Raw genomic sequence first — 14,832 nt, 5'->3', positions numbered from 1 at the left:
TCCTGCTGCTATTGTATGTCTTTTTTCAGAAAACCACAATGGATTGTCAATTAACTTCCGATTGACAATATCAACCAGCATTCTACGACCCAGGGCGGGAATAAAAAGATTAAAAAAAAGATATGCAATATGATTTGCATATCTTTCACTCATTAAACAGCTGGGATCCTAAATCCGAATTCCCTGTTTCCATTCTCCCAGGATGCTGTGACCAGATAAACATATCCCTGATCTGCCCCCGGTATCACCCAGGTCCCGTCTTTGCTCTCCGCTTTCACAGGCTCACTCTCCGGGATATCCGCCTCGATACCTTCCTTCATCCATAAAGAGATATCCCACCGTTCCACTATTACGTCCTTCGGCTCTTCCGTAAACTGAAGCGTCAGGTCAGTCGGACTGTCAAGATTGATGTCCGTCAGATCTTTCCATGCGAGTATGTGTGCAGAATCAGCAACTACCGACTGCCGTTCTCCTGTTTCATCTTCAAATGACCAGGAATAACCTCCTTCTGTCAGAGAGACACTGGTAATGGCCAGCTCCGTGGTATACTCCGCATTTGCCGCCGGAGGAATCGAGGGATCAGGCTCCTGGTAGATGCCGTCTATGATGTGCTGATACTGATCTGCGTCTGACGGCTGTCCCACATCGACGACGTCCATGCGGCTGACACCGTTATACTGTCCCGGATAAGATTCCGCCATGACTCCGTTGCCGGTGATCTTCACGATATTTCCCTTTTCCAGCCGGTCGCCAGTTATCTGTTTTCCATTGATGTCATACAGTTCTTCCGGTATCGCCGCGGTAAACACCGTCCCGCTTTTTTCTTCTATAAACACTGAAGAATCCTCTCCGTAAGGGATGTACATTGCCTGCATCACATGTTCTTCCTGTTCCGAATCCCTGCCGCACGCTGACAGTGCCAGAGACAGTAAGATCAGATACAGTACAGGTATGATGGTTTTTGTCCTTTTTTTCATAAATTCATTCCCCTTTCCTGATAGCAGCCTATCGTATATATAGTGTCCGGTTCCTCAGTGTTTGTTGCACGGAATGAATTTTTTACCTGCCTTAATTTCTCAGCTTAAATGTCCTATTTGCCAGTTTAAACACAAGGATGCATGCTGCGATACAGTACAGGACACAGAAACTTATAACCAGTATTCCGAACAGAAGTGTATCCATGCGCAGCTGCATAAATCCGAAGCAGACGAAATACGTGATCCATACGACAATCTTATACGTACCGCTTTTCAGCTCGGTTCCGGAATTGTATGGCTGCAGCAGATAGTAGCATGTCAGGTAATGGACAGAAAAGAAGATACTCAAAGCCAGTATGGATATGATCAGTACTGCATAGTTGACGGGATTATCCGTTCCGCCTGAAAAGTATAAAAGTACTGCCAGACCGCCCCCGATGACCGATGCGGGCAGCAGATTGATCTTCATGATTTCTCTGAGACGGATGCGAAACAGTTTCAGAATGGATGCCGGTTCTTTGTAGCAGGAATACGTCAGCATACTGTGATCACAGTTCATAAACAAAACCTGCGTAAAACTGGTTCCCCGGTTCACCATATACATGATAAACACAAAATATGGCAAAAATGACATCAACAGTTCATTTGTCCTCTTCATGACGTCCGGTCTCAGCTGAAACAGAATGAGCATCACTGCTATGATACCTGCGGCGATAACAGCCACCCTCTCCGCTGGACGCCACAGCACCTTCCGGTGACGCTTGATAAACAACTCATTGAGATATTCGAACCCCTTTCTCCTGCTGGTGATTGTGATATCCTGACTGATCGCCTTCCTGCTCTGGTCCTGCGCAGCCTTCTTCACATTCTCCCGATAGTCCACTCCGTTTAGCTTATCCGCCAGCAGAATCTGATACATTTCGCGGTACTCATCGAAACTGACGATTTTAACGGCAGCGAAGATGCCTGTTCCGATCATCAGCGCCATCAGTATCAGCACCAGCCAGACCGGAAGTGCAAGGCCAAAATATACAGGACCATAGGCAGCTGCAAGCAGGACACCTGTCATCACCCATCCGACTCTGGCAGGCAGATTCTCATTCGTACATTTTCCGGTAAGCTTATAGCGTCTCAGCGAGAACCACGCAACCGACAGTTTCGCCCCTGCTATAAAAAAAGGAATCAAAATACAGATCATGGCCGGGACCTCCCTTGTCAATCCGGTCAGAATCGTAAACGGCATGAATCCAACAATAACTTTTATCACATCATATCCGTAATTGGAGAGCGTATATTGCCTGGCATTCATACGCATAAGTATCATCGCGTAATATTTGTCATTTGTAGGATTAAACATGTAAGTATTCATGTATGAGCCGATCAGCGTCAGGAAAAACAGGATATGCAGAAACACACTGTCCTGCGGTGCCTTCTCATACAACAGGCCGATTCCCGTCACCATACAGACAAGATACAGAAACTTGCCGAGGAATGCAGATATCATTTCCCATATCACCGCCAGGATGCAGGCAAATATTTTGAAGAACCGTACGCTGTACAGTTCTCGGGGCAGCAACCTGCCAAGAATGGGGATCTGTCTTATCGAATAGATAATGGTATTTACCCGGTAGGTATTCTTCAGTGAAAAGGAGATGCGAAACGCTCTAATCATGGGCTTCCTCCTTAAGTGCAGCGATAATCTTTTCTTTAAACTCAGAATTGTCCAGATCCGCCTTGTCAACCCGTTCGAGCATTCCATGATTGAGGATCACGATCTCGTCACACAGGTCCAGTGCCAGCTCCATGATATGCGTGGAAAAGATGATGATTTTCCCGTATTTCTGAGAACGGAGAAGCTGTTTCATCTCCTCTGCCACAACTACGTCAAGTGAAGTCAGCGGTTCATCCAGCAGCAGGATATTCGGCTGTACCATGATATTGATCAGCATCTGCATCTTGTTCTTCATGCCATGCGAATAGTCTTTCAGAAGCTTATCCCTGTCTTCGGTTTCAATGTTCATCATGTCGAAGTATTCATCGATCGACCTCGGTTCCTCTATGCTGCCCTCATTGATCTCCATAAAAAACTTTAAAAACTCACGCCCTGTCAAAAATTCCGGGACAGTCGGAGTGGACAGCACATACCCGACGTCTTTTGCACCCAGCTCACGTTCACCGCCTGATTCAGCTATGTAAAACCGGCCTCCGTCTGTTTTCATATCACGGTTGACACAATTAAACAATGTTGTTTTTCCTGCCCCATTGCGCCCCAGCAGACCGTAGATTCTCCCACAGTCGAATGAAAATGAAACGTCTTTTAACACTTCTTTTTTGTCAAAGCTTTTTGACAGGTGTTCCATTACAAATTTCATACTTTGCTCCTTTAGTACTTACTTTCCCGGTCAACATTTTACAGCATTGATAATGTCAACAGGATATCATACCCGCAGTGATTTTTCTATATCCCCAACCTTAAGTTTTCCTTAATCCGTCTCCCACATTCCCCGTCCGCCTGTTCTCCTGTATCTCACCCTGCCCTCCTCCTTTAACTTCCGGATTCTGTAACCCACGCCGGATGTGCTGAGCCCCAGTTTTTCGGCAAGCTGCTTTACCGTGATGTGAGGATCCTCCTTCATCATACGAATGACTTCTTCCCGTTCTAGACTCTTCTGTCTGCGGTAATCAAACAGTGCGCCATAGTCAAGTCTCCGTCTGACATCGCCGGTAATTATCTCCATATACTCCGGAAAGATATAGATCCGATCGACAAATTCAAGCATCGCCTCTGCCGCTGCACGCTCAAACCAGCTGTCCTCTGATATGAAATTCATAATCCGTGAAATTCTGTTTCCCTCTGCTTTGCACAGTCTTTGTTCTTTTTCCAGTCTGTTGATCCTATCCTGAACTTCTCTGAGTCTCTCTTCCAGTTCCTTTTGCTTCATCTGATAAGCGGTATCAGATAGGACACCTTCAAGAAGTTTATCGGCAAGCTGCATCATCTGCCGCTCTACATTGCATCTCTTTTGTTTTTCCCGTTCTTCCAAAGACTGTGTGTCCGCTTCCTTCAGGACAAGTTCCAACAGGCTTCTGAGCTTAACAATAACAGGTCCCCTGTCCAGTTTGTATTGTTTCATGCAGAGACTTCCCAGCACACTGAGCAGTTTCCCCTCATCCAGATGGACATTTTTACATCCCTGTGTATGTTCCGACTGTCTGCCCCGTTCCAGATAACGCCTGCATTTCCACTCATACCGTTTTTTTCCTTCCCCGCCGCGTTTTCTTGTGCAACGGTAAAAAGGACTTTCACAGAAACCGCAATACAGCTTCCTGCTCAGCGGGGATTTCCCCTGGTTGCTCCCTGAAGTGCCCCCCCCGATTCCATTGGCATCGTGTCTTCTCTTCGAAATTTCCAGATTAGCCTGTTCCCACAGTTCCTCTGAGACAATTGCAGGGACTTTATGTTCATAGACATACTGTTCTTCTTCCGGAACGGAAACTGTTTGTTTCAGGTCAAAATCATAATGTTTCCGATTCATGACAACAGTACCTTTGTTAAGGGGATTTTTTATCATCCGCAGGATATCTGCATCAGAAAATGGATTTCCCCTTCTGTTCAGAACCCCTTCATCAGCAAGCATCGCGGAAATCGCTCTGCCTCCGTATCCGGCAGCACACAATTCATACATTCTTCGCTTGACCCGCGCCTCCTCTTCGATTACCCTGATACTCTTATCCGGCATTCTTCGATAACCGTAAGTATTCGATGTCAGTATCACTGCTCCCCCGTTTTTCTGACGGTGATAATGTGCATTGTTGATCTTTCTACTCAGTTCACGGCTGTACTCTTCTGCGAGAATGGCTTTTATACCCGTAATCAGAGCATCATCTGCAGAATAAAACTTCTGCTCCATATACATATACAGCTGTTTTCCTGCCTTGACCATCCGGTCGACAAACAGATACCAGTCCCTGGTATTCCGCATCAGACGGTCCTGAGATTTGATCACGATGATATCAAATTTATTTTCAGATAATTCTTCATAAAGACGGTTATATTCATTCCTTCCCCTGGTACTGGTACCGGAACGGCTTTCCACGTAAGTATCTATAAGTTCCCATCCCATATTGCATACACATTCTTCAGCCTCCGCCACTTGTTTAGCAAGTGCATGTTTCTGACTCTCCTCCTCCGTACTGCAGCGTGCATAGATCACAGCCCGACGCATCCCTGTCAGCAGTCCTTTCTGATCTGTGAATTCAGTCTCAGCATTTCCCCTGGTGTGATCAGCCTCTGCCACTCCAGACGTTTTATCATCTTAAGCATGATCTGTCTTTCCAGCCTTTTTCTGAACGGCATTTCGTTTTCTCTGTTTTCCTGTTCGTTCATACACACATACCCGTAAACCTTCTTTTTACAAGATATGCCGGACAGCATGGCCTCCTTTACGGAATTTGTGCTGTACATTTCAGAATGCCTGCACATCTCTTTAAACTCGACTGGGTCATCATGTCAATCATTATCCTCTGTGTGATTGCTATGGGACTGTACTCTCTTCTGAATCTGGCCGAAAAGCATTATTTAAAACGCAACAAAAAATAGCAAAGACATGGAAAGCCGCATAAACCAAGTTTGTGCGACTTTTCTGTTCTGTCTCAGTTATGGTCAGCAGACCCGCCCGCTGCTTTTCTTCCGGTGATATGATACTACTTCCTGTCCCCATATTTATAGCGGTACAGGTTAACCGCATCCTCAATCTCGAGATCCTTTTCACCTGCTAGTGACTCAAGATGATGCCTGAACTCATGCAGCACCGTGTGGCGTATTTTCTTTTTCATGGCCTGTCTGCCAAGATTCCCGTAAACATTGCAAAAAGAACCATAGTAGATGTTAATGTAGCGTCCCATCGATGACCCGTGAGAGTATTCCCCCATGATCCACAGAGGGGGCGCTGTGCTCTCAGGGTGACGTTTCGCTTCCGGATGCATGATAATCCCCCCGTTAAGCTCCTGGAAAAATGCAGGCGGAAGTTCTGCTGATATTTCTTCCAGGATTTCCAAAAATTCTGCTTCTGTCATGTTCTTATCTCCCTGAACGCTGGATTGTTTTTTGTCTTCTTCCCTTTTTATTTATTATAGAGTACCATCCACAGTGACAGGATTCAACAAGATCTTTTTGAGACAGCACCTGCCATCACAAAAACAGGGCGCCGAAAAATATATCAAATACGCTTCGGTGCCCTGTCCTGATTTACTTCTTCAGGAATTGTTTATCGAATTCCGGGTTAAAATAGTAATAATTCGTACTGTCCAGCTGCTCCTTCGTCTTTTCCAGCGCCTCTCCAAATCTCTGGAAATGGACGATCTCTCTGGCTCTCAAGAACTTCAGCGGTTCTCTCACTTCCGGATCCGGAATCATCCTGAGCAGGTTATCGTATACCGTCCTGGCCTTCTGTTCGGCTGCGAGATCTTCGGTGAGATCGGCAATGGCATCGCCTTTCGACTGAAATTCCAGTGCTGTAAATGGAACTCCCGCTGCCGCCTGCGGCCACAGTGCTTTTGTATGGTCAATATAATAGGCATCGAACCCTGCTGTCTTTGCATCCTCGATCGTGACGTCCCTGGTCAGCTGATACACCATGGCGCATATGATCTCCATGTGTGCAAGTTCTTCCGTGCCGATATCCGTAAGAAGACCTCCTACAGCCTTAACGGGCATGGTATAACGCTGTGATAGATACCGCATGGACGCGGACAGTTCACCATCCGGTCCGCCGTACTGGCTGATGATCAGCTGTGCCGTCTTCGGACATGTTTTTGTGATCTTTACCGGAAATTGTAATCTTCTTTCATAATTCCACATCAGATACACGCTCCTTCCCACGGTGCAGGACCACATTCCCATGAAAAGGCCACCCCGTTCACCGACTCACATTCTTTTTCGCAGCTGCAGTTCGCAAGACATGCCTGCGTCAGCGGATAGAACCGTTCACTGAAGATCTTCAGAAGATCAGCGCGCAGCGCTGCACATTCTGCAAACAGCCGGATCGCCTGACTGTCTTCGCAGTGTGTATCCAGATACAGTGTCAGGTCATTCAGCGCAAAGCTGACTTCGCTGATTTTTGTCATCAGCGTTTCACGGTCTGCCTGCCGGGGATCAATTTCCTGATGATTCTCCTGCTGCTTCGCCGGATTCGTGACAGATTCTGCCTCATAAAACGGAAGATTTAAGACAGGAAAAACAGTTCCTTCTTTTAATGCTTCACAAAACCGATAGACTTCTCCCCATTTCTGCATGGGGACACTGGCTATCGCAAGACATTCGTTTCCTTCCATAAATGCAAACTCCTTTCCTTGGATATCAGGTGACATATTTATTATGTGGAGTTCTGCTGTTTTTACTTTGCCATTTTCAAACACTTTTTGTAACTGTCCAGGACGGCGCATCTTCTAGACCGAAAAAGTCGGTCAAGAAGCATCGGATGCTCATCCGATGTGGAAATTGGTGCAGAAAGCGACTTACAAGCAAGCTTGACGCAGCTTTCTGCACCAATTTCCCCGCCGACCTGAACTGTTACTACATTTTAATAATAATGTTAATCCATGATATCGACGTCTTCACCGCGCAAAATTTTATTGATATTGCGCACCGCACACATTTTTCCGCACATCGTACAGGTATCTTCACGCTCGGGGGTAGATTCTGCACGGTACCTTCTGGCTTTTTCTCCATCCATTGCCAATTCAAACTGGCGCTCCCAGTCAAGCTCTCTCCTCGCCTCGCTCATATCGTGATCCCAGTCCCTGGCACCCTTAATTCCTTTCGCAATATCAGCCGCATGGGCTGCAATTTTTGAGGCGATGATCCCTTCCTTTACATCATCCACGGTAGGCAGGCGAAGATGTTCTGCAGGCGTCACGTAACACAAAAAAGAAGCTCCGTAAGTCGCAGCGATCGCTCCTCCGATCGCAGCCGTAATATGATCATATCCCGGTGCAACATCCGTCACGAGCGGTCCCAGTACATAAAACGGCGCACCTTTGCAGATCGTCTTCTGAATTTCCATATTTGCCTGAATCTGATTGAGCGGCATATGTCCCGGGCCTTCGATGATCACCTGAACATCTTTTTCCCACGCCCTCGTCGTCAGTTCTCCGAGAGTTACGAGCTCCTCAATCTGAGATACGTCACCCGCATCCTCGATGCTGCCCGGACGGCAGGCATCACCGAGACTGAGTGTCACATCATACTGCTGACAGATTTCAAGCAGTTCATCGTACCGCTCAAAAAACGGATTCTCATTTCCGGTCAGTTCCATCCATGCAAATATGATGGAACCGCCCCTGGAGACGATATTGGTATGGCGTTTTGATTTTTTAAAACGCTCCGCAGTAGCCCGGTTAATGCCGCAGTGAATTGTCATGAAATCCACACCATCTTCGGCGTGCATACGGACAATATCGATCCACTCATCAGAAGTGATATCCCTCAGGGCTTTATTGTAGTACACAACGGCATCGTAGATCGGAACAGTGCCGATGACAGCAGGGCACTCGGCTGTCAGCTTCCTCCGGAATTTCTGTGTATCTCCAAAAGAGCTCAAGTCCATAATAGATTCGGCACCCATTTTCACTGCCTCCATCACTTTTTCCAGTTCCACATCCATATCCAGACAGTCTTTCGACGTTCCCAGATTGACATTGATCTTCGTCTTCAGCATATCGCCGATACCGTACGGCTTCAGACACTGATGATTTTTATTTGCCGGAATTGCAAGCTGCCCTTTTGCCACCAGTTCTCTGATGCGTTCGGCATCTATCTGCTCGTAATCCGCAACTGTCTTCATGGCGTCCGTGATGATTCCGTTTCTCGCTGCATTCATCTGTGTTGTATAGTTCATATAGTGCTCCTTTTTTATTCTTTTATAAAGTTTCCATGACATGAATTAAGGGATATATTACGCAGGTAATATATCCCTTACAGTCACAACTGAACTATACGCCGAAATATTTCCCTACGTTGGCATTACCCAAATCAGGTTACAAGGTCGAGACGCACAGTCTCCTCTCAGCCCTTCTTAGAGCTCCCTTAATATTTTCACTATTTAGTTATAAGACAATTAATCATTCAATACCTGCAGGTACAGACTCTTAACTGCCTCTTTGTCCATCTCCACATAAGTATTCGTCATCAGTCTCTGCTGTTCTGCGATAACCAGTTCAGCCATCTGATCACAGATTTCTTCTGTCACGCCGTACTCAGACAGTGGTTTTCTGCGGATCAGTGCAGCGAGTGCCTCTTCCAGCTTATCATAAACTTCAGCGCCCTCTGTCTCGCAGCCAAGGATCTCAGCCAGTACGTGGTTGATCTCTTTGATATCTCCATCCGGGTTCATTTTGTAGTAGTATTTCATAACAGTCGTGAACAGCTCGTAATTGGACTCACCGTGTGCCACATGGAACATTCCGCCCAGCGGGAAACTCATCGCATGTACAGCGTTGCAGCCTGCAGTACCGAATGCGATACCTGCATAGTTGCTTCCGAGAACAAAGTCATCCATGATCTCCAGTCTGTATTCCGGTCCTTTTTCGATCATCTGAGTAAATCCGTTCATGATCAGTTCGATCGCTCTTCTGCCGAACATTCTGGACAGGTCTGTATGACGGCGTCCTACGTAGCTCTCAACCGCATGGATCAGCGCGTCGATCGCACTGTACATGAATGGCTGATATGGCAGGCTCTTAACAAGATCCGGAATCAGCACTGCGTAATCTGCAAATAATTCATCATTAGCGCAGCCTTTTTTCGTCTTTGTCTTTGTCAGATAGATCATGGAGATATTGGTCACCTCACTGCCTGTTCCGCATGTGGTCGGGCAGATGATCAGTTCTGTTTTATGTTTCGGCTTAAATGTCGGATTTTCTTTATATGCATCAACGATATCATCCGGTTTCTCAGATGCTACCCATTTTGCCATATCTACAACGGTACCGCCGCCGACAGCGATGATTCTCTTGTACTCTTTATCTTTCAGATCTTTGAAGATAGAATTGTACATCTCATCTGTAGGCTCTGTTGTTCCGTATTTCTCCTGGAAATAGACGTCACATTTCAGATCCAGTGGTTTCATTTTCGGCGTATACAGAAATTCATTCGTGAATAATAAATCGCCTTCTCCGATTTCGAATTCCTTTGCAAAGTCCTCAAATGTGTCAAATTTGTGAATCTCAGTTCTTAATAATAACTGTCTCATTTTTTTCTCTCCTTTTCTATGTTGTTATTTTTTTAACAATTACAAGAAATAAATCCCATTCCCTATTTACCTTACAAAAGCTCTGTTCGCATCTATTACTTATTATTGAAATGATCAAGTTTTTCTTTATTAACAAATGCGGAAAGAGCATCGTGTGCATCCTGTGTTGTAAACAGAGAACCAAAGGAAAGAATCATGTGTTCTGTACTCGTCGGATAGTCTGTCTCGCTGGCAACATTGATTGCTTTCTTCATTGTAGCAACTGCGATCGGTCCGTTTTTGGCAACTTTTTCTGCCATGACCATTGCTTCTTCCATCAACTTTTCAGTTGGTACTACTTTGTTAACAAGTCCGATTCTGTATGCTTCCTCAGCATCGATCCTGTCGCAGGTAAGCAGCAGCTCTCTCGCTCTTCCTTCCCCTACGATCGCCTGCAGTCTCTGAGATCCGCCGGTTCCGGTCATGATTCCAAGAGATACTTCAGGGAATGCAAATTTTGCATTTTCAGCAGCAATACGCATATCGCATGCAAGCGCCACTTCTACACCGCCTCCAAGGCAGTATCCGTTGATCGCTGCGATAACCGGTACTCTGAACTGATGAATTTTCTCAAGCACGGCACCGCCGAATTTGGCATAGTCCCTTGCCTCATAAAATCCGAATTCGCTCATCTCTTTGATGTCAGCTCCGCCGACAAATGCCTTCTCTCCTGCGCCTTTTACGATTACGCAGTATACGTCTTTCATTTTCTCAACCTGGTCAAATGCTTCGCCTAAATCCGTCAGCACTGCTGTACTAACTGCATTCAATTTTTTCGGAAAATTGATTGTAATCGTGCAGACATGGCCTTGTTGTTCAATTAATGCATATTCCATATCGTTACTCCTTACTCTCCACGCATCCTGGCCTGAAAGTACGCGCGAAGTTCACTTTTAATTATTAAAAAATCTTCTCCGCAGACAGCTATCCACATCTGTCTGCAATTAGAAAATTCTTTATCTGACACACAATCCCGATTACATCCCCTCACCAGCAGACAAGCATCATACGTTTCTTCTGCACGGTAAGACGTAAAGGAAATCTCCAGGTCTTTCAAAGATTCTTTCAGTTCATTTACAGCGGCCACCCGGTCATATACCGGGTTGCAGCCGCCGCAATATTTAATTCCTAAAGTCAATCTTTTTTAATGTTGGCAATATTCTTTGCCAGTTCTTTCTTCTGTTCCAGATTGCTCTGACGCGAGATCATGATACGCTGAGCCTGAGGAGAACCTGCCCCGTGCATAGACTCCGTGCGGTATCCCACAGCCGCTGTTCCGAGTGAAATGTTTTCGATAAGGCGCATAATCCTCATTCTGTCTTCCACAGATACACCTTCCACACCGACCAGATATTTTTCAATATATGGTTTCAGTTCTGCTGTATTAAAGTCTTTTTCTGACGGCAGGGTAACCATCAGTCCGCCTGCGATATCTTCCGCAAGACGTACGATCTCATAAGGGAATCTGGTAATATTCTGTTTGCAGACATTTGCCAGCAGCAAGTCGATGATATAGTTTCCTGATTTCGTCTTGCAGCCTTCACAGGAGCACGCAACCCCGCAGCTGAACAATGTCTCGTTGAGATGTGTCATCTCAATCAGTTTATCTTTTACGTGGGAGGCTTTTGCCGCACCGTTGTAATCTGCTGCCAGAGCCGTAGCGCCGATCAGGACATCACCCACACCAACTTTACATCCGCCATAACTCTGACGGTGATATCCTGAGAAACGTTCTACCAGCATGCCGGCAAATTCCGTCTCTCCGTTCATAAAGATGCGTTCATTTGGAACAAAAACATTATCAAAGATAACCAGCGCTTCATGTCCTCCGAACTCTTTATTGCCGAGATCAATGTCCGCACCCTCTTCCGTCTTGCGGGTATCACAGGACTGACGTCCGTAAATCATGAAGATACCTTCGGAATCCGTAGGAACTGCAAAGGAAATTGCATAGTCCTTATCATCGGGTTTCATTGCAATCGTCGGCATTACAAGAACTTCGTGAGAATTCACGATACCGGTCTGATGAGCCTTCGCACCGCGAACAACCACACCATCCGGACGGCGTTCTACAACGCGCAGATAACTGTCCGGGTCAGCCTGTTTGCTCGGTGACAGGGAACGGTCGCCCTTCGGGTCGGTCATCGCCCCGTCAACAACCAGGTCCTTCAGCTGAACATCATTTAAAAATTTCTTAAAATTCTCATGATAGTTCGTGCCATAAGCCTCATCAATTTCATATGTAGTAGAGAAAACCGCATTGTTGGCATCCATACCAACACATCTCTGGAAACAGGATCCGGTCTTCTGACCCAACAGACGTAACATTTTAACTTTTTTCACAAGATCTTCCGTACTCTGATGAAGATGAGTAAAGCGGTTGACCTTCTGACCGTTCAGTGAAGAAGTAGCAGTCATCAAATCCTCATACTCCGGCTGGTTTGCCAGCTCATAAGTCATCCCGATCGAATTCAGGGACGGGCGGATGATGGGATTGTCAACCGGATTTTCCACTAATTCTCCAAACATGTATACTTTCAGGTTCAATTTTCTTAAACTCTCAAAGTATTCTTCCCGAGTCATCATTAGGCATTACCTCCAAATTGTATTATTTCGCAGCTTTCGCAGCTTTGATCGCTTCCACCAGCATCGGGGCTACCTTGAACAGGTCTCCCGTGATTCCGTAATCCGCAATCTCAAAGATCGGCGCTGACGCATTTTTGTTGACTGCGATGATGCACTCTGATTCCTGCATTCCCGCTTTGTGCTGGATCGCTCCCGAAATTCCAAGTGCCACGTAGATCTTCGGATGTACTGTCTTTCCTGTCTGGCCTACCTGATGGTCCGCTGTCAGCCAACCGCTGTCGATCGCCGCACGGGATCCTCCCACTACGCCGCCGAGTGCATCTGCCAGATCGTGTGCGATCTTGATTCCCTCTTCTACGTTGGAAGAAATACCACGGCCTACGGATACCACATACTCTGCTCCTACCAGGTCTACCAGCTTCTTCGCTGCCTTCACTACCTCTACAACCTCTGTCTGCATATCTGCTTCTGACAGCTCTACGTTTGCTTTTACTACTTCTACTGCATTCGCCTTCGCTTCGTCAAATGCACCTTTCTTCAGCACGCCTGGCCTTACTGTTGCCATCGACGGACGGAATCTCGGGCAGATGATCGTCGCCATCAGGTTTCCTCCGAATGCCGGACGCGTCATCTTCAGGTCTTTCGCTACATCATGAGGCTGTCCCAGCACTCTTGCTGTATTCGTCTTTGTGATTCTGTCTTCCGGCAGTACCGAATTGTTTCTCAAAAACTCCTGATAGTTTGCTACGTCTACATCCAGATGCGTACAGTCTGCACACAGTCCCGTGTGGAGTCGTGCTGCACAGCGCGGTCCCAGGTCACGGCCGATGTTCGATGCACCGATCAGGAAAATCTCCGGTTTCTCTTCTGCGATAATATCACAGATTACTTTTGTATATCCGTCTGTCGTGTATACCCCAAGCAGCTGATGATCTGCTACGATCACTTTGTCCGCTCCGTATCCACCCAGCTCTTTTGCAAGGCCCTCTACGTTGTCTCCAAGAAGAAGCCCTACCAGTTTTACTCCAAGTTCATCCGCCAGACGACGTCCTTCGGACAGAAGCTCGAAGTCAGTCGGCATCAGTTTTCCTTCTCTCTGCTCGCAGAATACCCATACGTCCTTAAAAGCAGATACATTACTACTATCGAAATTTTGCATGTCCTCTTTCTCCTCTCTTAGATCATATGTTTCTCAGCGAGCATTCCTGCCAGTTTATCACATGTTTCCTGGTCTGCGCCCTCAAGCATCTGACCTGCCCCCTTCTGCGGCGGTGTGAAGGATGTCAGGATGTTTGTCGGAGAACCTGCAAGCCCGATGTTATTCACATCGATGAGCGGGCTGTCTTTCAGTGTGTTGTAATCAAACACTTCCATCGGCTTCTCATATGCTTCATAGATTCCGCCAATGCTCATGTAACGCGGCTCGTTCAGCTCTTTGATGCATGTGATCATACATGGAGTCTGTACTTTGATCGTCATATATCCGTCTTCCAGTGCACGCTGTACGGTCAGTGTGTCCCCGTCCTTACAGATATCCTGTGCGTATGTTACCTGCGGCAGATTCAGTTTCTCTGCGATCTGCGGGCCTACCTGTGCGGTATCTCCGTCGATTGCCTGGCGTCCGCAGAATACGATGTCGTCTTTCTCAAGACCGATATGTTCGATCGCTGCTGCGATGATCTGGGATGTTGCGTATGTATCGGATCCGCCGAACTCACGTGCGGAGATCAGTACTCCTCTGTCTGCTCCGCGGGCCATGATCTCACGCAGCATTCCTTCTGCCGGCGGCGGGCCCATTGTCACTGCGATCACTTCGCAGCCTGTCTCGTCTTTTAACTTCAGCGCTGCCTCAACAGCGTTCAGGTCGTCAGGGTTTGTGATTGTCTCCATGGAAGCCCGGTTCAGTGTTCCGTCTGGATTCACTGCGAGTTTGCCGGAGGTATCTGGTACCTGTTTTACACAAACAATTATTTTCATGA

Annotated in this window: 15 protein-coding genes and 1 riboswitch; all 15 genes read right to left on the bottom strand. The window is 46.7% G+C overall.

The window, feature by feature from the left end:
- Window positions 1–152: 152 nt before the first annotated feature.
- Window positions 153–977, bottom strand: coding sequence for a hypothetical protein (locus tag NQ502_RS18260; protein ID WP_028529846.1), 825 nt, complete (start codon window positions 975–977; stop codon window positions 153–155).
- 91 nt (window positions 978–1,068) lie between these two features.
- Entirely contained in the window at window positions 1,069–2,649 is a 1,581-nt protein-coding gene (locus tag NQ502_RS18255; RefSeq protein WP_028529845.1) for a hypothetical protein, read from the bottom strand.
- Window positions 2,642–3,349 (bottom strand): ABC transporter ATP-binding protein, encoded by a 708-nt coding sequence (locus NQ502_RS18250; RefSeq protein WP_028529844.1) that lies wholly within the window; start codon window positions 3,347–3,349, stop codon window positions 2,642–2,644. Before NQ502_RS18250 ends, NQ502_RS18255 begins: the two co-directional genes overlap by 8 nt.
- A gap of 111 nt (window positions 3,350–3,460) precedes the next feature.
- Complete coding sequence (locus NQ502_RS18245; protein ID WP_028529843.1) at window positions 3,461–5,191, bottom strand: recombinase family protein; 1,731 nt, start codon at window positions 5,189–5,191, stop codon at window positions 3,461–3,463.
- A gap of 17 nt (window positions 5,192–5,208) precedes the next feature.
- The gene (locus NQ502_RS18240) at window positions 5,209–5,442 is read right to left on the bottom strand and encodes a hypothetical protein (RefSeq protein WP_028529842.1); all 234 of its coding nucleotides are present in this window, start codon (window positions 5,440–5,442) and stop codon (window positions 5,209–5,211) included.
- A gap of 239 nt (window positions 5,443–5,681) precedes the next feature.
- Window positions 5,682–6,053, bottom strand: coding sequence for a metallopeptidase family protein (locus NQ502_RS18230; RefSeq protein WP_028529841.1), 372 nt, complete (start codon window positions 6,051–6,053; stop codon window positions 5,682–5,684).
- 172 nt (window positions 6,054–6,225) lie between these two features.
- Window positions 6,226–6,837, bottom strand: a complete 612-nt coding sequence (locus NQ502_RS18225) for a manganese catalase family protein (RefSeq protein ID WP_028529840.1) — start codon at window positions 6,835–6,837, stop codon at window positions 6,226–6,228.
- Entirely contained in the window at window positions 6,837–7,310 is a 474-nt protein-coding gene (locus tag NQ502_RS18220) for a spore coat protein CotJB (RefSeq protein ID WP_049898401.1), read from the bottom strand. The genes NQ502_RS18225 and NQ502_RS18220 overlap by 1 nt, the downstream gene beginning before the upstream one ends.
- Before the next feature lie 260 nt (window positions 7,311–7,570).
- Window positions 7,571–8,875 carry a phosphomethylpyrimidine synthase ThiC gene (gene thiC / locus NQ502_RS18215; protein WP_028529838.1) on the bottom strand — a complete coding sequence of 435 codons (1,305 nt, stop codon included), beginning with the start codon at window positions 8,873–8,875 and terminating at the stop codon, window positions 7,571–7,573.
- Window positions 8,876–8,969: 94 nt separating this feature from the next.
- Window positions 8,970–9,075: riboswitch (TPP riboswitch) on the bottom strand.
- 19 nt (window positions 9,076–9,094) lie between these two features.
- On the bottom strand, window positions 9,095–10,228 hold the full coding sequence (locus NQ502_RS18210) for a 4-hydroxybutyrate dehydrogenase (RefSeq protein WP_028529837.1): 1,134 nt from the start codon (window positions 10,226–10,228) through the stop codon (window positions 9,095–9,097).
- A gap of 95 nt (window positions 10,229–10,323) precedes the next feature.
- On the bottom strand, window positions 10,324–11,103 hold the full coding sequence (locus NQ502_RS18205; RefSeq protein WP_028529836.1) for an enoyl-CoA hydratase/isomerase family protein: 780 nt from the start codon (window positions 11,101–11,103) through the stop codon (window positions 10,324–10,326).
- An 11-nt stretch (window positions 11,104–11,114) separates the two neighbouring features.
- Window positions 11,115–11,405 (bottom strand): hypothetical protein, encoded by a 291-nt coding sequence (locus NQ502_RS18200; protein WP_049898398.1) that lies wholly within the window; start codon window positions 11,403–11,405, stop codon window positions 11,115–11,117.
- On the bottom strand, window positions 11,402–12,853 hold the full coding sequence (locus tag NQ502_RS18195) for a 4-hydroxyphenylacetate 3-hydroxylase family protein (RefSeq protein WP_028529835.1): 1,452 nt from the start codon (window positions 12,851–12,853) through the stop codon (window positions 11,402–11,404). Before NQ502_RS18195 ends, NQ502_RS18200 begins: the two co-directional genes overlap by 4 nt.
- Before the next feature lie 22 nt (window positions 12,854–12,875).
- Window positions 12,876–14,012, bottom strand: a complete 1,137-nt coding sequence (gene acrA / locus NQ502_RS18190) for an acryloyl-CoA reductase electron transfer subunit beta (RefSeq protein ID WP_028529834.1) — start codon at window positions 14,010–14,012, stop codon at window positions 12,876–12,878.
- Between the two features lie 17 nt (window positions 14,013–14,029).
- Entirely contained in the window at window positions 14,030–14,830 is an 801-nt protein-coding gene (acrB, locus tag NQ502_RS18185) for an acryloyl-CoA reductase electron transfer subunit gamma (protein ID WP_028529833.1), read from the bottom strand.
- Between the last annotated feature and the right edge of the window lie 2 nt (window positions 14,831–14,832).

The organism is Ruminococcus gauvreauii (assembly GCF_025151995.1).
GTDB classification, from domain to species: domain Bacteria; phylum Bacillota; class Clostridia; order Lachnospirales; family Lachnospiraceae; genus Ruminococcus_G; species Ruminococcus_G gauvreauii.
This window is presented reverse-complemented; position numbering and strand designations above follow the sequence as displayed.